The 22,842-nt window shown below is 37.9% G+C and carries 17 protein-coding genes; all 17 read left to right on the top strand.

The genetic code is table 11. The features are described 5' to 3' along the window. The first annotated feature begins 9 nt into the window (after positions 1 to 9). Positions 10 to 444: a dUTP diphosphatase gene (dut, locus tag OQZ33_RS14310; protein WP_265799695.1), complete on the top strand. Its 435-nt coding sequence runs from the start codon at positions 10 to 12 to the stop codon at positions 442 to 444. Positions 445 to 534: 90 nt separating this feature from the next. Beyond that, the gene (locus OQZ33_RS14305) at positions 535 to 2,229 is read left to right on the top strand and encodes a tetratricopeptide repeat protein (RefSeq protein ID WP_265799694.1); all 1,695 of its coding nucleotides are present in this window, start codon (positions 535 to 537) and stop codon (positions 2,227 to 2,229) included. Then, positions 2,207 to 2,998 (top strand): DUF4292 domain-containing protein, encoded by a 792-nt coding sequence (locus OQZ33_RS14300; RefSeq protein WP_265799693.1) that lies wholly within the window; start codon positions 2,207 to 2,209, stop codon positions 2,996 to 2,998. Before OQZ33_RS14305 ends, OQZ33_RS14300 begins: the two co-directional genes overlap by 23 nt. A gap of 121 nt (positions 2,999 to 3,119) precedes the next feature. After that, complete coding sequence (locus tag OQZ33_RS14295; RefSeq protein WP_265799692.1) at positions 3,120 to 4,424, top strand: murein hydrolase activator EnvC family protein; 1,305 nt, start codon at positions 3,120 to 3,122, stop codon at positions 4,422 to 4,424. 46 nt (positions 4,425 to 4,470) lie between these two features. After that, complete coding sequence (locus OQZ33_RS24245) at positions 4,471 to 4,833, top strand: Sec-independent protein translocase subunit TatA/TatB (protein WP_056848161.1); 363 nt, start codon at positions 4,471 to 4,473, stop codon at positions 4,831 to 4,833. Positions 4,834 to 4,844: 11 nt separating this feature from the next. Further along, positions 4,845 to 5,045: a Sec-independent protein translocase subunit TatA/TatB gene (locus OQZ33_RS14285; protein WP_200926302.1), complete on the top strand. Its 201-nt coding sequence runs from the start codon at positions 4,845 to 4,847 to the stop codon at positions 5,043 to 5,045. A 17-nt stretch (positions 5,046 to 5,062) separates the two neighbouring features. Next, positions 5,063 to 6,484: an Asp-tRNA(Asn)/Glu-tRNA(Gln) amidotransferase subunit GatA gene (gene gatA, locus OQZ33_RS14280; protein WP_265799691.1), complete on the top strand. Its 1,422-nt coding sequence runs from the start codon at positions 5,063 to 5,065 to the stop codon at positions 6,482 to 6,484. A gap of 169 nt (positions 6,485 to 6,653) precedes the next feature. Next, positions 6,654 to 8,057, top strand: coding sequence for a lytic transglycosylase domain-containing protein (locus tag OQZ33_RS14275; RefSeq protein ID WP_265799690.1), 1,404 nt, complete (start codon positions 6,654 to 6,656; stop codon positions 8,055 to 8,057). 116 nt (positions 8,058 to 8,173) lie between these two features. Next, positions 8,174 to 8,485 (top strand): alkaline phosphatase family protein, encoded by a 312-nt coding sequence (locus OQZ33_RS24240; protein ID WP_322975067.1) that lies wholly within the window; start codon positions 8,174 to 8,176, stop codon positions 8,483 to 8,485. Between the two features lie 19 nt (positions 8,486 to 8,504). Next, positions 8,505 to 10,079, top strand: a complete 1,575-nt coding sequence (locus tag OQZ33_RS24235; RefSeq protein WP_322975066.1) for an alkaline phosphatase family protein — start codon at positions 8,505 to 8,507, stop codon at positions 10,077 to 10,079. 60 nt (positions 10,080 to 10,139) lie between these two features. Beyond that, the gene (locus OQZ33_RS24230; protein WP_323670577.1) at positions 10,140 to 10,703 is read left to right on the top strand and encodes a phospholipase domain-containing protein; all 564 of its coding nucleotides are present in this window, start codon (positions 10,140 to 10,142) and stop codon (positions 10,701 to 10,703) included. Between the two features lie 336 nt (positions 10,704 to 11,039). Then, the gene (locus OQZ33_RS14265) at positions 11,040 to 13,358 is read left to right on the top strand and encodes an NADP-dependent malic enzyme (RefSeq protein ID WP_265799689.1); all 2,319 of its coding nucleotides are present in this window, start codon (positions 11,040 to 11,042) and stop codon (positions 13,356 to 13,358) included. Between the two features lie 19 nt (positions 13,359 to 13,377). Further along, positions 13,378 to 13,962, top strand: a complete 585-nt coding sequence (gene ruvA, locus OQZ33_RS14260) for a Holliday junction branch migration protein RuvA (RefSeq protein WP_265799688.1) — start codon at positions 13,378 to 13,380, stop codon at positions 13,960 to 13,962. Between the two features lie 12 nt (positions 13,963 to 13,974). Further along, positions 13,975 to 21,171: a cell surface protein SprA gene (gene sprA, locus OQZ33_RS14255; RefSeq protein ID WP_265799687.1), complete on the top strand. Its 7,197-nt coding sequence runs from the start codon at positions 13,975 to 13,977 to the stop codon at positions 21,169 to 21,171. A 244-nt stretch (positions 21,172 to 21,415) separates the two neighbouring features. Next, entirely contained in the window at positions 21,416 to 21,646 is a 231-nt protein-coding gene (locus OQZ33_RS14250; RefSeq protein WP_265799686.1) for a helix-turn-helix transcriptional regulator, read from the top strand. 326 nt (positions 21,647 to 21,972) lie between these two features. Further along, entirely contained in the window at positions 21,973 to 22,353 is a 381-nt protein-coding gene (gcvH, locus tag OQZ33_RS14245; RefSeq protein WP_265799685.1) for a glycine cleavage system protein GcvH, read from the top strand. 11 nt (positions 22,354 to 22,364) lie between these two features. Next, positions 22,365 to 22,763, top strand: coding sequence for a VanZ family protein (locus tag OQZ33_RS14240; protein WP_265799684.1), 399 nt, complete (start codon positions 22,365 to 22,367; stop codon positions 22,761 to 22,763). Positions 22,764 to 22,842 lie beyond the last annotated feature (79 nt).

Raw genomic sequence — 22,842 nt, 5'->3', positions numbered from 1 at the left:
CCTATAAATATGAACATAAAAATTATCAATAAATCCGAACATCCGTTGCCGAAATACGAAACAGCTCATGCTGCCGGAATGGATTTGAGAGCATCTATTGCCGAAGATATTATACTGAAACCTTTACAACGCCAGCTTATTTCGACAGGTTTGTATATTGAATTGCCAGTTGGTTACGAAGCACAGATTCGTCCAAGAAGTGGCTTGGCATATAAACATGGAATCAGCATTGTCAATTCACCTGGAACAATTGATGCCGACTATCGTGGAGAGCTAAAAGTTTTATTGGTTAATTTATCAGATACTGAATTCAAAATCGTTAATGGAGATAGAATAGCACAAATGGTTATTGCCAAGCATGAAACAATCGATTGGCAGGCAGTTAATGAATTAGGCGAAACCTTGAGAGGCGAAGGTGGTTACGGCCATACTGGCAAAGGCTAATGATAGAATTAGAGGATGATCGATTGAGTGAATCAGGAGTTTAGTTGAACATTCACTCATTCAAAATTCATTCACTCAAAATTCAATTTTATGAATAAAACATATCTTTTTCTTGCGGCGATCATTTTAAACTTAAATGCTTTTGGGCAGATGCCTGTTGTATCTAATGCGGCAAGAGATAGCAATGCTGTAAAGCAATTGTTTTTTGCCGGTTTACGAGAAAAAATGTCGGATAATTATTCGCTCGCTGTCACTAATTTCAACAAGCTTGTTGGTTTAGATGCGAACAACCATGCTGCCTATTTTGAATTGGCCAATGCCAATATTCGTTTGGATAAATTAGCTGAGGCAGAACAGAATATTAAACAAGCCATCAAGTTAAATGGCAATAACCCATGGTATTACCGCACCTTGGGCGAGGTTTATAAACGCAGCAACAAAATGCCCGAACTGGTTGAGGTGTTTTCACAATTGATTCGCCTCGAGCCGGAAAACGATGCCTATTATTTTGATAAAGCAAATGCACTCTATTTATCCAATAAAATAGAGGATGCTAAGAAAGTTTACGATCAAATTGAAACAAAATTTGGAGAATCAAGAGATCTGATCACTGCCAGAAGAAGAGTACAATCAAACGGAAATACTTCAGAAAGTGATATTGTTAAACTGTTGGAAGGTAATCAAGCAGATGTGAAAAACTACCTCTATGCTGCGGGCCTCTTACTGCAAAAAGGCAATGATCCGGAAGCATTGAAAGTTTTATTGAAAGCACATCAATTATCTCCTGAAAATTTCGAAGTTAACTTAGCCCTTGCTGATATTTATCGCAAGCAAAAGAATGACGAAGCTGCTTTTGCATCTCTAAAACTGGCCTTCGGCAGTTCAGATATGCCTTTAACAGAAAAAGTAAAAATTGTATCGGCACTTTTTCAAAAAATAAATGAGCCGATCGTAACGAAAAGCCTGACAGATTTAACCAAAATTGTTGCTGAACAAAACCCAAAAGATGCCAAAGCATTAGCATTATATGGCGATGTACTGTATCAACAAAATAAGTTAAGAGAAGCACTGGTTCAATACCAGGAAGCGTTAAAGCTGAATGAACAAATTTATGCTGTTTGGGAACAGGTGATCAACATTCAATCCTTAATTGGGCACTATGCTGAAGCAGTAAAAGTGGGTGATGAAGCATTAACCATTTATCCAAACCAGGCCAGTTTATATTACTACATCGCTTATGCCTTGTATAAAACAGGAAAGTTCGAAGCTGCTTTGAACAATCTTAAAACAGCATTACAGCTTGACACAGATAACAAGAGTTTACAAGCACAATCTTATGCGCTTCAGGGTGATATCCACATCAGCCAAAACAACTTTAATCAGGCAAAAATAGCTTTTGAAAAAGCGATTGCTACAGAGCCTGATAATTACCTCATCATGAATAATTATGCCTATTATCTGGCATTAAAAAATGATGATTTATCAAAAGCGGCGCAGTATGTAGAAACTGCCGCTAATGCAATGCCAACAAATTCATCGGTTGCAGATACCTATGCCTTTATCTTATTTAAGCAGCAAAAGTATGATCTGGCAAAAACCTGGATCGAAAAAGCCCTGCAAAACAATACAGATAAGAATAGTGTTTACTTGGAGCATTACGGAGATATCTTGTTTATGAAGGGCGAAAAAGATGCGGCTTTAGTACAATGGCAAAAGGCAAAAGATGCCGGAAATGCAAGTGAAGTTCTAATCAAAAAAATTAATGAAAAGAAATATTTTAAATAGCGCACTTATAATAAGTACAATTTGTTTTGCAACGGCTTGTAAGCCTAAAAAAGAAATTATTACAGAACCCACAAAGCCAGCAGAAACTCCTGCTGACAACACCAAAGCGGAAGCTTTATCGGCCATCAGCGATAAACAGCTGAAATTTAATACACTTTCATTAAAAGCAAAGGCAACATTAAACATCTCTGGCGATGCAAATGATGTAACCATGAACTTTAAAATGAAAGACAAGGAAACTATTTGGGTAAGCATTACTGCTTTAGGTGGATTAGCAGAAGTTGCAAGGGCCTTAATTACGCCAGATAGCATCAAAATTATGAACAGGCTAAAGAGTGAGTATATTAAAAAGCCTTTCAGCTATATTTACACTTTTACCAACAAACAAGTTAATTTCAATACTCTCCAAAGCATTTTAACAGGAAATGCCATGGGCGAATTTTTGACGCCGCAATCGGATGTTAAACAAGAAAATGGCGTTTGGGTAGTTTCAGGCAGGAAACAAGAACTTGATTATCGGTTGCTTTTTAATACCCTTTTGAAGGTTTCTGAAACGAATTTAAATGATTCGAAAAATGGGCAGGCACTAAAAGTTAATTATACCGACTACCAAAAGTTGAACGAATCTCTTTTCCCAAGTGCACTTCAAATCAATACCTTATCGGGTGCGAAAAAAATCAACATCGATTTACAATATGTGAAAATTGATGGCAATGTTCCAGTTGATTTTCCGTTTAGTGTTCCAAAGAGGTACACAGTTATTAAATAGGATTTGGAGTGATCCAAAATTCCATGAAGAATAAGTGAAGATCGTTAAATGCGCCATTTTAATGGTTTAAGTATCTCAATTTTAATGTATTTTCCTATAAAATTTTTATACTTTTGGCTCAATGAAGCTACACAAACTCGTATTTATTCTGTTATTAAGCGGTTTTGCATTTTCTGCGCTTGCTCAAACTGAAAGTCAATTAAGAAGGAAGAAAGAAGCTATACAGCGTGAAATTGAACAGCTCCAAAAAAATCTAAACAAAACTGCAAGCGGTAAAAAGCTTACGTTGCAGCAGATAAATGGTATTAATGCGCAAATTCGGTTGCGTCAGGAGAAAATAGGAACAATTAACTCTGAAATTAAAAATCTGGATAATCAAATCTCTCAGAACACAAATACCGTACATACTTTACAAGGTCAATTAGGCGATCTTAAAAAAGAGTATGCAGGCATGATTCGTTTTGCGCAAAGGAACAGAAATTCTTACGATAAGATGATGTTCATTTTTGCAGCCAAAGATTTCAATCAAGCTTACAAACGCATTAAATATTTACAACAATTCAGTCAATACCGTAAAAAACAAGCTGGATATATCGAAAATACGCAACAAGATCTTAATGGAAAGATCAAAGTTTTGGATAAAACTTTAAGAGCCAAAAGTGAGCTCCTAAAAGAACAGGAAAGAGAGAGAGAACGTTTAGGTAAAGATAAAAGCCAACAATCTGCCGTACTTGGAAAATTAAGCAAGCAAGAAAGACAGTTTAAACAGGATATTGCTTCACGACAAAAACAGCAAAGACAAATAGACGCCGCGATTAGAGCTGCCATTCAAAGGGCGATTGAAGCTGCGAGGAGAAAAGCTGCGGAAGAGGCAAGAATAGCAGCTGCAAAACGTGCCGCAGAAGAAAAAGCAGCTGCAGATAAAGCAAGGGCGGAGAATAGACCTGCACCGACAACGACAAAAGCACCTGTAGTAAAAGAAAAAACAACCAGTGAAGCATTAAATGCCACACCAGAAGCAGCACGTTTATCTGCTGGATTTGAGGGAAATAGAGGAAGATTACCTTGGCCAGTTGCTACAGGTACCATTACCGAGCGTTTCGGTTTACATAAGGTAGATCAGGCATCCTATACCAACGATGGGATTGATATTACTACTGCCGATGGTGCTGCAGTTAGGGCAGTTTTCGCGGGCAAAGTTTTACTGGTTCAGTACATTCAAGGTCGAGGCGTTGTTATTATCATGCACGGTGAATATATTACTGTTTACCAAAACTTGAGAAATGTATCTGTTAGCACCGGAAATAATGTTGACACTAAGCAGACGATTGGAATGGTGGCCAATACCGGTGATGACGCAATTTTGAAATTCCAGGTTAGACGAGGCAACAGTGTATTAAATCCAGAGGCCTGGATTAGTAAGTAAAGAAGACAGTTATAAATTGTATATATTTGTATAAAATAGATTAGTGATGTATCAAGGCACGTTATTAGAGTTTTTAAACATGGGTGGATCAGAGATCATACTCATTTTAGTGGTGGTTCTTTTGTTATTTGGAGGTAAAAAATTACCCGAACTGGCAAGAGGATTGGGGAAAGGAATCAGAGAGTTTAAAGATGCATCTGATGGTGTTAAGCGTGAAATCCATAGAAATATAAATGCCATGGACCTGGATAAAGAGGAAGCGGAAGAAACCGTTGCCAACAATAATAACCAACGCCATCACCCAACAGATGAAACTCCTGAAGAGGAAAAGGCAGGTCCGAATTTGACCAAAAATCATCCTTCAGTTAATCCCATTGATGAAACAGTAACTGACAATCAAAAAGCTTAAACAAAAAAGTTATGTTAAATACAACAATAGCAGCAATGCTTGGAACCCCAGAAATTATCATTATCGCGGTAGTGGTTTTGTTATTGTTTGGTGGTAAAAAAATTCCTGAACTGATGAGAGGATTAGGTAAAGGTGTTAAAGAATTTAAAGATGGTAAGGATGGCGTTGATGGAGAACAAGTAGATCCATCTAACCGTGATAAAACTATTTAATTGAAAAAAGTTAAGTTTTGAAGAAATACAGCTCTCTTAAAGAGATCCAAACGCTCATTTCGCAGAAGCAATTAACTTTAACCGATTTATTGGCTTATTATTTTAAGCAAATTAATGAAAATGAACACCTCAATGCATTCAACGAGGTGTTTTTTTATTCGGCAGAAGTTCAGGCAAAAGCGGTACAACAGAAGATAGAAAATGGAACAGCAGGGAAACTTGCTGGAATGGTAATTGGAATAAAAGATAACATTTGTTATAAAGACCACATCGTTACTGCATCGTCAAAAATGCTCGATGGTTTCGTATCTCCCTATTCGGCCACTGTTGTGCAAAGATTATTACAGGAAGACGCCGTAATTATAGGGCGTTTAAATTGTGATGAATTTGCCATGGGCGGATCTAATGAGACTTCCTATTTCGGACCCGCGAAAAACGCTGCCAATCCTGAATTGGTTCCAGGAGGTTCATCTGGCGGTTCGGCTGTTGCCGTGCAGGCAGACATGTGTTTAGCTGCATTAGGTACCGATACAGGCGGTTCTGTACGTCAGCCCGCAGCCTTTTGTGGCCAAATTGGTTTGAAACCCACTTACGGTAGAATTTCCAGATATGGTGTTATTGCTTATGCATCCTCTTTCGATCAGGTTGGACCAATTACTTCTTCTGTTGAAGATACAGCATTATTATTAGAAGTATTAGCGGGTACCGATGAATACGATTCGACTGTTTCTCCGCTTGAAGTACCCGATTATCCATCTCATTTATCAGCCAGTAAAAAACAAAAAATAGCTGTTTTAAAAGAAACCATTGATAGCGATGCGCTTGATCCGGAAATTAAAGCGGCAGTATTAAGTTCAATTGAAGATTTAAAGGCGAAAGGCCATACGGTGGAGTACGTTTCATTCGATCTTCTCGATTATCTAGTTCCTGCTTATTATATTTTAACAACGGCAGAAGCTTCTTCCAACCTTTCTCGTTATGATGGCGTTCATTATGGTCACCGCAATACCGAAGCAAAATCATTAACCGAACTTTATAAATTATCTAGAGCTGAAGGTTTTGGCGAAGAAGTTAAGAAACGAATTTTATTAGGGACGTTCGTTTTAAGTGCCGGTTACTATGATGCTTATTATCAAAAAGCGCAGCAAGTCCGTAGGTTAATTAGAGAAAAATTGGATATTCTTTTTGAAGAATACGATTTAATTTTATCGCCAGTTGCCCCAACCGCAGCCTTCGAAATTGGAGACCATGTACAAGATGCGCTGGTGATGTATATGGCCGATATTTTTACAGTTTTGCCTTCGTTAAGTGGCAACCCAGCAATTGCTCTACCTTTAGGCAATAATAAAGCAGGTTTGCCGTTAAGTATTCAATTTATAGCCAAACATTTTGATGAAGCTAAACTTCTGGCTTTCTCTAAGGCATTTTTAACCAATTAAGTTGAAGTCGAATATTCGATTTAGAATTGATCATTGCAATTACAGTTTAGGTGAAAGGCTTGTAATTAAATTTAAGCAATGGTATTGTTAATTTCTGGCGGGCAGTTTAAAATCGCTAGAACAGGCATTGGTTTTTAACTATTATCAATGCTGAATAAACCAATGGCCCATGACTAAAAAATTACTTTTTGCATCTCTTCTTTGTCTTCCAGCATTTATCTTCCCAACATTTGCGCAGCAAATATTAAAATTAGATAGCATCTCTAAGAAGCAAAACAATATCTTCATCAATACAGATACCGTAGCTGTTCCCTCCATATACGAAAACCCATTGTTGATGGGGCAAAACTATATTTACAAGCTTAGGTTGGATTCTATTGTTAAAACCGTACCACTTCCTTATAACGAATATGTACAGCAATACATCGATATTTACGCTAAACGTAAAGACATGTTTGGCAAAATGATGGGACTATCAAACTACTATTTTCCAATCTTTGAGAAGGCTTTAAAGGACTTTGAAATTCCGCAGGAGATAAAATACCTCACCATTGTAGAATCTCAGATGAATCCACATGCCATTTCAAGAGTGGGCGCCACTGGCATTTGGCAATTTATGTTCGGTACCGGAAAAGCATACGGTTTAAAAATGGATAACTTTGTTGATGAGCGAAAAGACCCCATCCAAGCCAGCTATGCTGCAGCACAATATTTTAGAGATGCATACGAAGAACTTGGCGATTGGCTTTTAGCCATTGCGGCTTACAATTGCGGCAAGGGGAATGTAAACCGGGCCATGATTAAAGCAAATTCAAGAGATTTTTGGGAAATCAGACAATTTCTGCCAAAAGAAACCAGAAATTATGTACCAGCATTTATAGCTGCAGCTTACGTGATGAATTACGCGAAGCATCACCAAATTAATGCTCAGGCTTGCAACATGTTTTTAAAAACCGATACCGTTCAAACGAGTCGTTTTGTTTCCTTAAGCAGCTTGGCACAAGCTTTAAATGTTGATGAAACCTCACTTTTTGCCTTAAACCCATCGTACAAAAAGAAAATTGTAAATGGTACGGAAGAGGAGCCCAAGCGCATAATAATGCCTAAGCTTAGGGATATTGATTATGCCAATGTTTATGAGGTATTGTACAATACCGATTTAGATATCAACATGCAAGTGGTACAAGCCGGTACGGATGATGTAAGAGATTTGCGCAAAAAGGCGGTTAAACCTTTTTCATCAAATACGGTGGTATACCACAAAGTTTCCGCAGGTCAGACGCTTACAGCAGTTGCCAATAAATATGGCGTAGAAGTGCAGGACTTAAGAGTATGGAACGGTTTGAAAAGTAAAATTATCCTTCCTGGCCAAAGGCTCAAAGTATTTGCCAAAAATCGTGTTCAGCTTAAAGCACCTGTTTCTTATTCGAGTTACAAGGTGAAAACCGGCGATACCTTATCAGAGATTGCAGAAAAGTTTAATGGAGCAACCGTTCAAAGCATTAGGCGTGATAATAAACTCAGCAAAGCTGGTTTACAGGCTGGTATGGTTTTGAAGATCAGCAAGGGGTAGTTAGATAATAAAAGAAGCATCTCTGTAACATTATCATCGATTCACATATAATTAACTTTCTATTTATTTACGTAATGTTAAAATAACTTTAATTTTTAAAATTATTTTAACATATCATGGATACCAGAAGAGAATTTCTCCGTAACTCTTTACTGCTTTCAGGCGCAACAGGATTAGCATCCGTTATGCCTTCATCAATTCAAAAAGCATTTGCAATCGATCCGGCTCCCGGAACTACCTTTTTAGATGCTGAGCATGTGGTGATCCTGATGCAGGAAAATAGATCTTTCGATCATACATTTGGAAGTTTACAAGGTGTTCGCGGTTTTAATGACCCGAGAGCGGTTACATTACCCAACCAAAAGCCCGTTTGGTTTCAAACTGATGCTGTGGGCAACACTTACGCCCCATTTCGTTTAAATAATTAAAGATACCAAGGTAACCTGGATGGGCTCATTGCCACATTCCAGGGCCAGTCAGGTTGATGCCTATAATGAAGGCAAATACGATAAATGGTTAATTGCTAAAAAGCCAGGCAATAAAAACTACGCACATATGCCGCTCACTTTAGGCCACTATGTACGCGAAGATTTGCCGTTCAATTACGCTTTGGTAGATGCTTTTACCATTTGTGATCAAAACTTCTGCTCGGGCATGACAAGCACTACGCCAAACAGGTCTTTCTTCTGGACGGGAAAAATCACCCATGAGGAGAATGTCATTTTAAAAGCAAACATCAGAAACGATGACTTCGCTTACAGAAAACATGTTTGGAAAACCTTTCCTGAATTATTGGAGGAGAATAAAATTGCCTGGAAGTTTTATCAAAATGAAACGAGTGGCGGCGGCGGTTTTAAAGGTGAAGAACGGGCATGGCTGGCCAATTTCGGCTGTAACCTATTGGAGTTTTTCAAAGCTTATAATGTTAAGTTTAAAGATAAGTATATAGAAAACCTTCAAAAACTGGTTGATACGCTACCTGCGGAGATTAATAAACTGCAAGAAGAAAGCCCTTCGAGTGATGCGGCAGCAAAAAAAATCCAGAGTGATTTAAAAAACAAAATGAAAGCATTGGATGATGCCACTGCGGATTTACAAAAATGGAATGAAAAGAACTTTGCCAAATTAACAGATGAGCAGAAAAGCCTTTTTTATCGGGCGTTTGTGGTGAACAAGAACGACCCCAATTATAGAAGTATCTCTTCAATTAAATATGACGATAACGGCAAAGAAAGAGAAGTAACTGTTCCAAAAGGAGATGTTTTACATCAGTTCAGAGCTGATGTAAACAGTGGCAAATTACCTACTGTTTCCTGGCTGGCCGGACCACAAAATTTCTCCGATCACCCGAGTGCGCCTTGGTATGGTGCCTGGCTAGTATCGGAAGTGATGGACATCTTAACCAAAAACCCCGAGGTATGGAAGAAAACGATATTCATTGTAACTTATGATGAAAATGATGGCTACTATGATCACGTAGTTCCGTTTTCCATTCCCGATAATAATAAACCAGAAACCGGAAAAGTTTCCAAAGGTATAGATACCGAAGTGGAGCATGTGCGTTTGGCAAATGAGCTGAAACAAGGTGTGCCAGAAAAGGGAGCCAGAGAAGCACCGATTGGTCTGGGCTTTAGAGTGCCGATGCTAATTGCTTCGCCTTGGAGTAGAGGCGGCAAAGTAAATTCGCAGGTTTTTGACCATACCTCTACGCTGCAATTTTTAGAAGAATTCGTTAACCGAAAATACAACAAGAAGATCCGCATTGAAAATATTAGTGAATGGAGAAGAACGATTTTCGGAAACCTGACTTCTGCATTTATACCCTTCGATTCTGCTTCAGAGAAATTACCGTTTTTACAACGCGATGCTTTTGTAGAAACCATATTCAATGCAAAATTTAAGGAAGAACCTAAAATTTCGAAAGCTTTAACAGATGGGGACTTAAAAAATGTAGAATCAAACACGAATTTTGCCAATATAATGTCGCAGCAAGAAAAAGGTATCCGCAAGGCTTATGCTTAACCTTATCAATTGGCCAGTGAGGGTTCACTTCTTGCGGATAAAAAAAGTTTCCAAATTAAAATGTCGGCCAATACAAAGCTATTTGGCAAAACTGCTGTTGGTGCACCGTTTACGGTGTATGCGCCAGCGAAATTCAAAGCTGGTGAGCAGGAACAAATTTGCAGAAATTGGAATTTCGCGGTTAAGGCTGATGATGAACTTACTTACAATTGGCCATTGGAAGCGTTTGAGGATGAAAAATACCACTTGCGTTTAAACGGACCCAATGGATTTTTTCGTGAGTTTATGGGCACAGCGAACGATCCACTTCTAAGCGTTTCGGCAAACCATGAGCTGAATCGCCTTACCAAAGTACCAACAGGAAATATTAAGCTTCTAATAAAAAATGAGAGTTCAAAGGCGATAAGTTGCGAGGTGAAAGACCTTGCTTATAAAAAAGGTACAATTAAGAAAACTATTGCAGCCAATGGTGAAGAAACAATAGCGTGGGATTTAAAATCGAGTTTTGGATGGTACGACTTTGAAATCACAGGCAACACATTTGATTCATTTGCGCAACGATTTGCAGGAAGAATAGAAACTGGAAAAGAAACCTATACCGATCCGCTGATGGGAAGAGTTTAGTCATTTTAAACCTCACGGTTTTTTAAACCTGCGAGGTTGCTACTCGTAAACCAGATTTTATAGCACCATCTGTTGTTTTTAAACCTTATTGCAGCGATATCCTTTTTGTTGCATCAACATTCAAATTCAGCAGAAAAATGAACAAAAAGATTAAGCGAAAATAAGGACTGACTATTTATTCTTGCTTGTAACGTTGCTTTACAAATTATCTGTTTGTCATTATGTTCCAAATTGTTAGAAAATTTTAGCCTGATTCGAATTAATTATTTGCTCGGATATTTATTTTCTGCCTAATAAAAGAATTGTACCTTTGCGGCGTCACTAATAAGTTACGTAATGAGTAAAACCACTAGAAAGCAAGATGCGCTTGATTACCACTCGCAAGGCCGTCCGGGAAAGATACAAGTAGTACCTACAAAACCTACCAATTCGCAGCGAGACTTAACTCTTGCCTATTCTCCAGGCGTTGCAGAGCCATGTTTAAAAATTGCTGAGAATACAGAAGATGTTTATAAATATACCGCAAAAGGAAATCTTGTTGCGGTAATTAGTAATGGCACAGCCGTTTTAGGCTTAGGCGATATCGGTCCGGAAGCTGGGAAACCAGTAATGGAAGGCAAAGGTTTGCTATTTAAAATTTTTGCTGATATTGATGTATTTGATTTAGAGTTAGACACTAAAAATGTTGATGATTTTGTTAAAATCGTTAAAGCTTTAGAGCCAACATTTGGTGGTGTTAACTTAGAAGATATTAAAGCGCCAGAATGTTTCGAAATCGAGCGTCGCTTGAAAGAGGAAATGAACATTCCGGTGATGCATGATGACCAACACGGTACAGCAATTATTTCTGCTGCAGCATTGTTAAACGCCTGCGAAATCATTAAGAAAAAAATGGACAAGATTAAAATTGTGGTTAATGGCGCTGGGGCCGCTGCAATTTCTTGTACTAAATTATATGTTTCTTTAGGTGCTAAAAAAGAGAATATCGTCATGTGCGATCGTTCTGGCGTAATCCGTAAAGACCGTGAAAAGCTCGATGCGATTAAAGCTGAGTTTGCTACTGACAGAAAAATCGACACTTTGGCCGAAGCCATGAAAGATTCTGATGTTTTCATCGGATTATCTTCTGCTGATTGCGTAACTGTTGAGATGTTAAACTCGATGGCAAAAAACCCAATCGTGTTTGCAATGGCAAACCCGAATCCAGAAATTGCTTATGAATTGGCGATTAAAACGCGTAAAGATATCATTATGGCTACTGGCCGTTCTGATTATCCTAACCAGGTAAACAACGTTTTAGGTTTTCCATATATTTTCCGCGGTGCGCTTGATGTTCGTGCAACAAGCATTAACGAACCAATGAAAATTGCTGCCGTTAAAGCAATTGCCGAATTGGCGAAAAAATCGGTTCCTGAGGCCGTAAACTTGGCTTACAATGCCCGTAACCTTAAATTTGGCAAGGAATATATTATCCCAAAACCTGTAGATTTTAGGTTGATTACGGAGGTTTCTACTGCAGTAGCTAAAGCCGCAATTGAAAGTGGCGTAGCCCGTAAAGTCATCACCGATTGGGATGCTTACAACGAAGAATTAAGAAAACGCTTAGGGTTGGACGATGCAATTATGCGTTCGATTACAACTAAAGCTAAAATGGACCCTAAACGGGTAGTATTTGCTGAGGCAGACAACTATAAAATTTTAAAAGCTGCTCAAATTGTAAAGGATGATAATATTGCTATTCCTATCTTATTAGGAAATAGAGAAAAAATTCAGGCCATTATTGATGAACATGCTTTGGAATTGGAAGGTGTAGAAATCATCGACCAAATGCAAAATCCTGAAAAAACCAAACAATACGCGGAATCATTATACAAAAAACGTCAACGTAAAGGAATTTCATTAAATGATGCTACAAAATTATTGAGAGATCGTAATTATTTCGGTGCATCAATGGTAGAATTTGGTGAAGCTGATGCAATGATTTCTGGGTTAACAAAAGATTACGGATCGACAATCAAACCTGCTTTACGTGTTATTGGTGTAGACCCAAGTGTTAAACGTGTCGCAGGAATGTACATGATGATGACTAAAAAAGGTCCTATCTTTTTCGGCGATACTACCGTTAACGTAGATCCAACTGCAGAAGAATTGGTAGATATTACGCTATTGCTGGATAAATCAGTAAAACAGTTCAACATTAAACCTCGTATTGCATTATTATCGTATTCCAACTTTGGTTCGAATGATGGAGTAACGCCAAACAAGGTGAGAGAAACGGCCAGATTACTTCACAAAAACCATCCAGAAGTGGTAGTTGATGGAGAAATGCAAGGAAACTTTGCTATTAATAACGATTTATTAAAAGAAAATTTCCCATTTAGCACATTGGCTAAAGAGCCTGCAAATACTTTGGTTTTCCCTAATTTAGAATCGGGTAACATTGCTTACAAACTATTACAGGAACTTGGAGGTGCAGAAGCTGTTGGTCCTATTTTACTGGGATTAAACAAGCCTGTTCATATTGTTCAGTTAGGAAGTTCGGTACGAGAAATCGTAAATATGGTTACTATTGCAGTAGTAGATGTTCAGGCTAAAGAAGAAATTGCAGATTCATCAAAACGAAAAGGTATATTTACAAAAACAAACAAAAAATAATCATAAACTGTAAATCGAAATGTACGCCTATATTGATGGTAAATTGACGTTCAAAAACCCGGCATTTGTTGTGGTTGAAGCCGGAGGTATAGGCTATCATATTAACATTTCTTTAAACACATATAGCGCTTTGGGCGATGCAGAAAGGTGCAAATTATACACCTGGCTGCATGTAAAAGAAGATGCACATACATTATACGGCTTCGCCGATGAGGGCGAACGCCGTTTATTTCTACACCTCATATCCGTATCAGGGATTGGCCCCAACACAGGGCGAATGATCTTATCTTCCATCACTCCACTTGAAATTCAAACGGCAATTGTTAAAGCCGATTACCCACTTATACAGCGTATTAAGGGTTTAGGCGCCAAAACAGCGCAACGTCTGGTATTGGAGTTACAAGATAAGCTTAAAAAAGAAGGCGCAGATTCATTAATTTCTATGCCTCAACACAATACTGTGAAAGATGAAGCGTTATCTGCATTGGTAATGCTCGGATTTGCCAAACAAACAGCCGAAAAAACTATTGATCAGATTTTAAAAGGGACAGAAGGAACACTTTCGGTAGAGCAACTAATTAAACAAGCGTTAAAAAATTTATAGATCTAACGGCCTTTGAAGAGAACTTCTACACTCCTATTTCTCATCACACTTTTCTTATTTGCTACTAAAAACGCCTTCTCTCAAGCTGTTCCGAGCAAAGCTGATACAGCTACGGTTAGAAACAATTTCGGTTTACGCGAAAAACAACTCCTTGGCTTAGGTTCATCAACTAATCCTTTTTATCCATTACCCAATAATGTTAAAAGGCTTGTAGAATACGATGCAAAAAACAAAAGATACATTGTTAAAGAGTTAATTGGCGACAAATACGTTACTCAAACGCAATACTTAACGATTGATGAATACTCACGTTTAATAAATAGCGAAATTAAAAGGGATAACTGGAGAAGTATTTCCAACGCAGAGGTTAGCGATTACCGTAATACAGGAATTATTCCGAAAATTCAGGTGAATAGTAAAGCCTTTGAAAAACTTTTTGGTGGGACCACAATTGATATTCAACCCCGTGGTGAAGCAGAATTAACTTTCCTCGGTCGGATAAATAAAAACGAAAATCCGCTTTTTAACGAACGTCAGCGGGTACAAACCAATTTTGATTTTAATCAAAGAATTCAAATGGATTTGGTTGGAAATATTGGTACTAAACTTAAAATAAGAAGCAATTACAATACTGAAGCCCAATTCGATTTCGAAAACCAGATTAAACTGGATTATACGGGCGGTGCCGATGATATCATCAAAAAAATTGAAGCTGGTAATGTGAGTTTGCCATTAAACACCTCATTAATTACAGGTACGCAGGCACTTTTTGGTCTAAAAACGCAACTACAATTTGGTAAACTAAGCGTAACAAGTGTTTATACACAACAAAAATCAGAATCGAGAGAGCTTCGTATTACAAATGGTGCGCAACAAAATGAATTTAGGGTAAGTGCAGATAGTTATGAAGCGAATAAACACTTCTTTTTAGCGCAGTATTTTCGCAATAACTACAATAAGCATTTAGCAAATGCACCTATTATTACCTCTCCTATTCAAATTACTAAAATAGAGGTTTGGATTACCAATAAAGCTGGAACAACAACCGATTCGAGAGATGTTTTAGGTTTATTGGATTTGGGCGAAAACCAACCTTATAACAATACTTTGCTTACCGGTGGAACTTCTGCTTTACCTGCCGGGTCTACCGCTACAGGTTTCCCACAGCAATCAAATACCTTAGTTGCGCAATTAAATACATTTCAGGGTGGGGCGGCCAGATTTACCAATTCCAATGCAGTTATTTCATTCTTTCAATCTACCGGCATTACCGATAACTTTGCTAAACTTACTTACGCCAGAAAATTAACTGAACGGGAGTTTACTTTCCAGCCTCAATTGGGTTACATCTCGCTAAATAATCCCTTAAACGGAGATGAAGTTTTGGCAGTCGCCTACCGTTATACCTACAATGGCGTAGAATATCAGGTGGGTGAATTTTCTACCGATGTTAGTTTCGATGCAGTGAATCCTAAGCTGCTTTACGCAAAATTGCTAAAGAACGATATCAACAAAATCAATTTGCCAACCTGGGATTTGATGATGAAAAACATCTATTCCATTGGCGGATATCAGATTAGTCCGGTAAATTTTAAACTAGACATTTTTAGGGTTGACAATGAAACTGGTGTAGAAAAACCAATCATGACTGAAGGGCAAAATACAGCCAACAAACAGTGGATTGCCTTAACTGAATTCGATAGATTAAATCAACAGAACGAACGAAAACCTGATGGAATTTTTGATTTTGTGGCCGCCAATAATGCATTTGGTTCGTACTTTTCATCCAGCAGCCAAAACCTAAACAGTCCCTTTGGATCAAACCTTTCGAGCACAGGTTTAGTTGCTTTAGCCAACAACACCAATACCGGTTATATCACCATCGATCCGGCAAATGGTAGAATTATTTTTCCGCTAATAGAGCCTTTTGGAAAGGATTTAGCTTCGAATTTTTTGCCAAGCGAGCAAGCGTTAATTGATAAATATACGTTTACCGCACTTTACGACTCGACGCAAACCATAGCCAAGCAGCTTTTTCAAAATCAAAATCGCTACGTTTTAAAAGGTAATTATCAATCAGAAATTTCATCGGAGTTCAGCCTAAATGCAATCAATGTTCCTGAAGGTTCGGTAAAGGTTTTCGCTGGTACAATGCCTTTAACTGAAGGAGTTGATTTTACTGTTGACTATCAGGGTGGAAGAGTAAGTATAATTAATCAGGCTTTGCTTACTTCTGGTCAGCCAATAAGAATTACAACCGAAAACAATGAATTATTTGGACTTCAACAACGGTCGCTTTTTGGAACGCGTTTAGATTATCGTGTAAATAACAAGCTTAATTTGGGCGGTACGATCATGAACCTGACCGAAAAGCCGCTTACGCAAAAGGTAAATTTAGGTGAAGAACCTATTTCCAACACCATTTGGGGAGCAGATATTAATTACAGTTCGCCATCAAGATTTTTAACAAAATTAGTAGACAAGCTGCCGTTTTTATCTACTAAAGCACCATCAAGTGTTAATTTTTATGGGGAGTATGCTCAACTTATTCCTGGCCACCCAAGAGCTTTAAACTTTGCTGGTAGTAGAAATGGAGTAAGTTACCTGGACGATTTCGAAGCATCACGATCAATTATAGATTTGAAAAGCGCCATCTCCTGGCAGCTTTCAGGAACGCCACAAGATTTCTCTGAATCGCAACTGGTTGATAATTTAGAATATGGATACAACAGAGCGAGAATCGCTTTTTATAATATCGATCCTACGTTTTATAATTCCGCAGCATCTACTACTCCAGCAAACATTCGGAATAACAGAAACGAACTTTCTAACCACTACGTAAGGGAAGTAATCGAGCAGGAAGTTTTCCCATTCAAAGAAACCGCAACTGGGCAGGCATTGAACATTACTACTTTGGATGTGGCTTATTATCCAACCGTTCGTGGTCCTTATAACTATGTTACTACTGGTTTTCAGCCCGACGGAAGGTTTATTGCTCCAAAAACAAAATGGGGTGGTTTCCAACGTAAAATCGAGACCAATGATTTTGAAGCCTTAAACGTAGGTTACATCGAATTTTGGGTGCTTGATCCATTCATTTATAACAAATCAAATACCGCCGGTGGCGATCTTTTCTTCAATCTTGGTAATATTTCCGAAGATATTTTGAAAGACGGACGGAAATCATTGGAAAATGGACTACCAGCTGGCGAAGACCCATCTAAATACGATGTGACTGCATGGGGACGAGTACCGAAGTTACAACCGGTAATCCAGGCTTTCGATAACGATCCGGATGCCAGGAGGGCACAAGATGTAGGTTTAGATGGTTTATCAGACGCGAATGAAAAAACAAAGTTTGCCACAGCCATCAATCAAATCAAAGCACAATTAAGTGGTACCGCCGCAGCAGCTATCGATGCCGATCCATCATCAGATAATTACACCTATTTCAGAGGTCCGCAATTAGACGCCATTAATGCTGGCATTTTAAAGCGTTACGAGAAATATAATGGTCCGGAAGGAAACTCAAAAACTTCACAACAATCTCAGGAAGAATTAGGCATCGAAAATTCTGCATCAACAGCATTGCCTGATGGTGAAGATATCAATCGCGACAACAACATGACGCAGAGCGATGAGTACTTTCAATACAAAGTTTCTATGCGCCAGAACGATTTAGTGGTAGGCCAGAATTTTGTTACGGATAAAGTTACCTCGCAGGTTAAGCTGGCAAACGGAAATACGCAGGCCGCAACCTGGTATCAGTTCCGTGTGCCAATTTCCCAATATCAGAAGAAAGTGGGTAACATTCAGGATTTCAAATCCATTCGTTTTTTCAGAATGTTTATGACAAACTTTGCTGATACTACCATTTTACGTTTCGCCAAATTGCAGTTAATCCGTGGTGAATGGAGGGAATTCAATGCCAAAAACGAAGCCGATGAAGTGATTGTTGATCCATCGTTACCTGCTTTAACCCCAGATAACTCTATCATTGAGGTTTCTACCGTAAACATTGAAGAAAATGGTAAACGTTCTCCAATCCCTTATGTTACGCCTCCGGGCATTTTGCGTGAGCGTGATTACTCCAACTATAGGGGAGATACCCGTTTAAATGAACAATCGCTTTCAGTAGCGGTAAAAAACCTGCGCGATGGTTACGGTCGCTCGGCATTTAAAACCGCTTACAGCGACTTCAGATCGTATAAGCGTTTAGAAATATTTGTCCATGCTGAGGCGGTAAACAATCAAATCTTAAATGATAGAGATGTTGCGGCGTTTTTAAGAATCGGTACAGACAATCAGGATAACTACTACGAATATGTAATGCCGTTGAAAGTTACGCAGCCAGGCACAAGTGATCCAGATGCGATATGGCCCGAAGCCAACCGGATGGATATTGATTTAACCTTATTCCAAAATGCCAAACTTGCCCGTAACGTGGCAAAACAAAGCAGCGGACAACCGTGGCCAATTAACGTTCCCTTCACTTACACTGATGGCGACAGAACCATTGTAGTTAAAGGCCAGCCAGACATGAGTAAAGTAAGGGTTTACATGCTGGGTGTTAAAAATCCGTTACGTGGTTTAGCCAATGCAGAAGCTGATGACGGTTTGGATAAAAATGCTTTGATTTGGTTTAATGAGATGCGTTTAACGGAATTTGATGAACGCGGTGGTTGGGCAGCAACGGCAAGGTTAAACCTAAAACTCGCAGATTTTGCCGATGTTAATATCTCTGGAAGTAAATCGACCATTGGTTTCGGAACCATTGATTCGAAAGTGAGCGAACGTAACCGGGCAGACAATGTGCTGTTGGATGTATCATCTGCGGTTGAATTAGGTAAATTTTTGCCGCAAAAATCAGGGGTCAAAATTCCGATGTTTGTAAACTATTCGAAACAGGTTTCTACGCCGCAGTTTAATCCGCGTACACCAGACATCGAATTAAAAAATGCACTTGATCAATCTACAAAAGCGCAAAAAGATTCTATCTTAAACTTCTCGCAGGATTATACCATTCGTAGGGGAATTAACTTTACCAACGTACGCAAGGAGCGCATAAACAATAGCAAACCTATTCGCCTTTGGGATATCGAAAACTTTGCTTTGAGCTATGCTTTTACCGAATATAACCACCGCGATTTCATCAATCAAAGCAGTATTCAGAATACTTACAGAGGCTCGTTCCAATATAGCTATGCTAAAGAAGCGAAAACCTATGCCCCTTTCGAAAAAATTATTAAATCTAATATGTTGGCATTGGTTCGCGATTTTAATTTCAGCATTTTCCCTAGCGCCATTAATTTTAGAATAGATGTTGATCGGTTATATTCAGAAAATACGTTAAGGAATAACGACCCTAACAATTCCATCCCGGTTTATCAGAATGGATTTGGAACTACATTCAACAAAAATTTCAGAATGAGCAGAATTTATGGCATCGCCTGGAATTTAACCCGCTCATTACAGCTTGATTTCAATGCCACCAACTACTCCATAATTGATGAACCAGATGGAAGATTAGAAGGTTTAAAACGCGATACGGTTTGGCAAAACCTAAAGAGATTAGGTCGTACAACAGATTATAACCATAACCTAAACGTAACGTACAACCTGCCAATTGATAAAATTCCTGGCATGAATTGGGTAACGGTTAAAACGCGTTACGGAACCAACTTTAACTGGCAAACCGAACCATTATCTACCCTTTTGGATCCAAACATCAACTTAGGAAACACCATCCAAAACAGCAGAAATCTTCAGGTTAACCCAAGCCTAAATTTAGTTACGCTCTACAACAAGTTTGGTTTCATCAGAAATGCAGGTAGCAATCAAGATGGATCAAAAGTTAAAAACTTCTTCATAAATTTATTAACCAGCGTTAAAAATTTAAATGCCAATTACGTTCAAACCAAAGGGATATTTTTGCCAGGTTATTTACCAACTACAAAGTATTTTGGAATTGATAATGCAACAGGTGCTCCTGGTTTAGGATTTGCTTTTGGTAGTCAACGTGATATTCGTGATATGGCCTTAAACAACGGCTGGTTAACTACCGATACTTTGCAAACGCAATTATATGTAAATACATTAAGAGAGGATTTGCAGTTTACTGGCCAGATAGAGCCCTTCAAAGATTTGCGAATTACATTAAGAGCAAACAAGGCGCAGACCCGAAATTTTTCTACCAACTTTAGGTACGAAGCCGCCGTAGGTTCATTTGAAAATTTGAGTGCAATCACTACCGGCGATTATAGTATTTCATACATCGCATTGGGAACAGCTTTTAAAGAGAAAAATTCGAGCATCATCTCTACTTTGTTTAATGAGTTTATGGCAAACAGGATTATTGTTTCCAGAAGACTGGGAGCACAAAATCCAAATTCTGGCGCACAAACTGCTGGTTTTGCAGATGGCTATAGCAAGGAAAGTCAGGATGTAATTATTTCGGCTTTTATGGCGGCTTATACAGGAAAAGATCCCAGTAAAATGAAGCTCAATGCTTTCCCTCGTATTCCGCTGCCAAACTGGACACTAACCTATAATGGGTTAACCAGGATTCCTTTTATTGCCGATAAATTTTCTTCTGTTGATATTCGTCATGGTTATCGTTCAGCCTATAATATCAATGGTTTCAATTCATTATTAAGGTATCAGGAAAACAATGGTTTCTCTGTAAATAGAGATGCGAATAATAATTTCTTGCCAGAATATCAGTTTGCTCAGGTAACCATTTCTGAATATTTTTCTCCATTGATTGGTGTAGATACCCGATTTAAAAACAACCTGACCGCAACTTTTGAATTGAACAGATCGAGGTTGTTAGGCTTAAGTTTGGCTAATAGTCAGTTAGCTCAGCTTTCTGAAAACAATATGGTTTTAGGTTTGGGTTACCGGACCAATAAATTCCGTTTCCCATTTGGATGGTTTAAAAGCCTAAAAATGGATAACAATATGGATTTTAAATTGGATGTAGCCATCCGTGATAATAAAACCGTCATTTATCGTGCCGATGTAACTGATGCTGAAATTTCATCTGGAGCAAAGAATATTACTTTGAGGCCAAGTGTTGATTATGTATTGAATCAAAAATTCAACATCAAATTATTTTACGATTCAAACATTACAAAACCTTATACTTCGCAAACATTTAATACTGCCTTTAGCAATTTTGGTTTCAGTTTGAGATTTACATTAAATTAGCAAAGATTTTTCTGGTTATAGACGATGATATTTCAGGAATAATTAGTACTAATTTTTTGAAACAAACCTTCGATATAAGGGAATAAACATCAATAACTTATCCCTATCATTGGTTTTTAGAGCCTTTCTATATTTTATATCAGTTGATTAATTCGTTTTACATAGCACTCATAAGTCTTAGAATTTGTAGTTGTAATCAGTCGAAGCAAAACAATCTGGCTAAATTCTTGTTCATTTCATTCAAATGGAAAATAATAATATAGCTATCCCTAAAATTATGGGACTGGATGAACAGGAAATTAAAGCACTTGAATTGATAGCAGAAGGTTTGACATATAGTGAAATTAGCCAAAAACTCAACTTAAATGAGAATAAAATTGACTCTATAAGAAAAAACCTGATGGTTAAAACCAAAACAAAAAACAGTGCTTCTTTAGTGTCGTTTGCTTACAAATACGGTTTGCTTAAAGTATAATAAAAGCATCTCCACTTTTTGAAAAGGCTTAAAATATTTGGTTAGAAAAAACGCTCTGCTATAAGTATAGCAAAGCGTTACTATTTAATCTATCGTCCCGAATAAATTAACATTACAAACTTATCGAGTTTTGTTTAATAGCTAAATAGCCTTTTTTGGCTATGAACATTTTATTTTTTATCCATTTACAGGGCATATCTTTCCCGAGCAACATATAAGTTAAACCTTACCCGATGCCATCTGATAACCTCGTAAAATTCTTTCCTACAATAACATTTCAACATTCCAACATATTAGCTAACTTTGGCAAAACTAATTTATAAGAAATGAATTTTCCATCAGAATTAAAATACACTAAAGACCACGAGTGGGTTAAGGTTGAAGGCAACGAAGCTTTTATCGGCATTACTGATTTTGCACAACGCGAATTGGGCGATATCGTTTATGTTGACATCAACAGCGTAGGCTCTGAAGTAACTAAAGAAGAAGTTTTCGGTACGGTTGAAGCGGTAAAAACAGTTTCAGATTTATACATGCCAGTAACAGGTACTGTTTTAGAAATCAATTCAGAATTAAATGATAATCCCGAGTTGGTAAATAGCGACCCTTATGGTAAGGGTTGGATGGTTAAAGTTTCATTATCTGATTTAGCTGAAGTGGAAGAATTATTAACTGCAGTAGCTTACCAAGCTTTAGTAGGCGCTTAATTTATCATATTTTGTACGAAGCACTGAAACGACAAAAATGGGCCATCTTCTGGACAATTGTTGTCTTGGTGCTTTGTAATATCAAATTACCCGATTCAGAAGGAGATGGATTTTTCTTCAAGGGTTTTGATAAAATGGCACACTTGGGCTTCTTCTTTGTACTTTCTGTATTATTATTTTATGGCAAAATAAAATATCAAAATAATTATGGTTTTAGAACGTTAACTGTTTTTAAAATCATTTTAATTAATGCCATTATCGGCGGTACCATCGAAATCTTACAGTGGAAAGTCTTTACGTATCGCTCGGCAGAATGGTGGGATTTTGGCTGTGATATGTTGGGTGCTTTGATGGCCGTATTTAGTTACATATTACTTCACAAATTAAATCTTGATGAAAAAAATACTTAGTTTAATCATCGTTGGTGCATGCTTAAGCTTAAGTGGCTGCAATGTTTTCAAAAAAGATTGTAACTGTCCAAAAGTTTAT

Origin of the sequence: Pedobacter sp. MC2016-05 (genome assembly GCF_026239735.1) — a bacterium.
In the GTDB taxonomy this organism is placed as follows: Bacteria; Bacteroidota; Bacteroidia; order Sphingobacteriales; family Sphingobacteriaceae; genus Pedobacter.
The sequence above is the reverse complement of the archived record's forward strand: the minus strand, read 5'-3'. Positions and strand labels throughout refer to the sequence as shown.

Bases quoted from the DNA above. Each gene is read 5' to 3' on its own strand.
- dut (WP_265799695.1), top strand. From the start codon at position 10: ATGAACATAAAAATTATCAATAAATCCGAACATCCGTTGCCGAAATAC.
- OQZ33_RS14305 (WP_265799694.1), top strand. From the start codon at position 535: ATGAATAAAACATATCTTTTTCTTGCGGCGATCATTTTAAACTTAAAT.
- OQZ33_RS14300 (WP_265799693.1), top strand. From the start codon at position 2,207: ATGAAAAGAAATATTTTAAATAGCGCACTTATAATAAGTACAATTTGT.
- OQZ33_RS14295 (WP_265799692.1), top strand. From the start codon at position 3,120: ATGAAGCTACACAAACTCGTATTTATTCTGTTATTAAGCGGTTTTGCA.
- OQZ33_RS24245 (WP_056848161.1), top strand. From the start codon at position 4,471: ATGTATCAAGGCACGTTATTAGAGTTTTTAAACATGGGTGGATCAGAG.
- OQZ33_RS14285 (WP_200926302.1), top strand. From the start codon at position 4,845: ATGTTAAATACAACAATAGCAGCAATGCTTGGAACCCCAGAAATTATC.
- OQZ33_RS14275 (WP_265799690.1), top strand. From the start codon at position 6,654: ATGACTAAAAAATTACTTTTTGCATCTCTTCTTTGTCTTCCAGCATTT.
- OQZ33_RS24240 (WP_322975067.1), top strand. From the start codon at position 8,174: ATGGATACCAGAAGAGAATTTCTCCGTAACTCTTTACTGCTTTCAGGC.
- OQZ33_RS24235 (WP_322975066.1), top strand. From the start codon at position 8,505: ATGGGCTCATTGCCACATTCCAGGGCCAGTCAGGTTGATGCCTATAAT.
- OQZ33_RS24230 (WP_323670577.1), top strand. From the start codon at position 10,140: ATGTCGGCCAATACAAAGCTATTTGGCAAAACTGCTGTTGGTGCACCG.
- OQZ33_RS14265 (WP_265799689.1), top strand. From the start codon at position 11,040: ATGAGTAAAACCACTAGAAAGCAAGATGCGCTTGATTACCACTCGCAA.
- ruvA (WP_265799688.1), top strand. From the start codon at position 13,378: ATGTACGCCTATATTGATGGTAAATTGACGTTCAAAAACCCGGCATTT.
- OQZ33_RS14250 (WP_265799686.1), top strand. From the start codon at position 21,416: ATGGAAAATAATAATATAGCTATCCCTAAAATTATGGGACTGGATGAA.
- gcvH (WP_265799685.1), top strand. From the start codon at position 21,973: ATGAATTTTCCATCAGAATTAAAATACACTAAAGACCACGAGTGGGTT.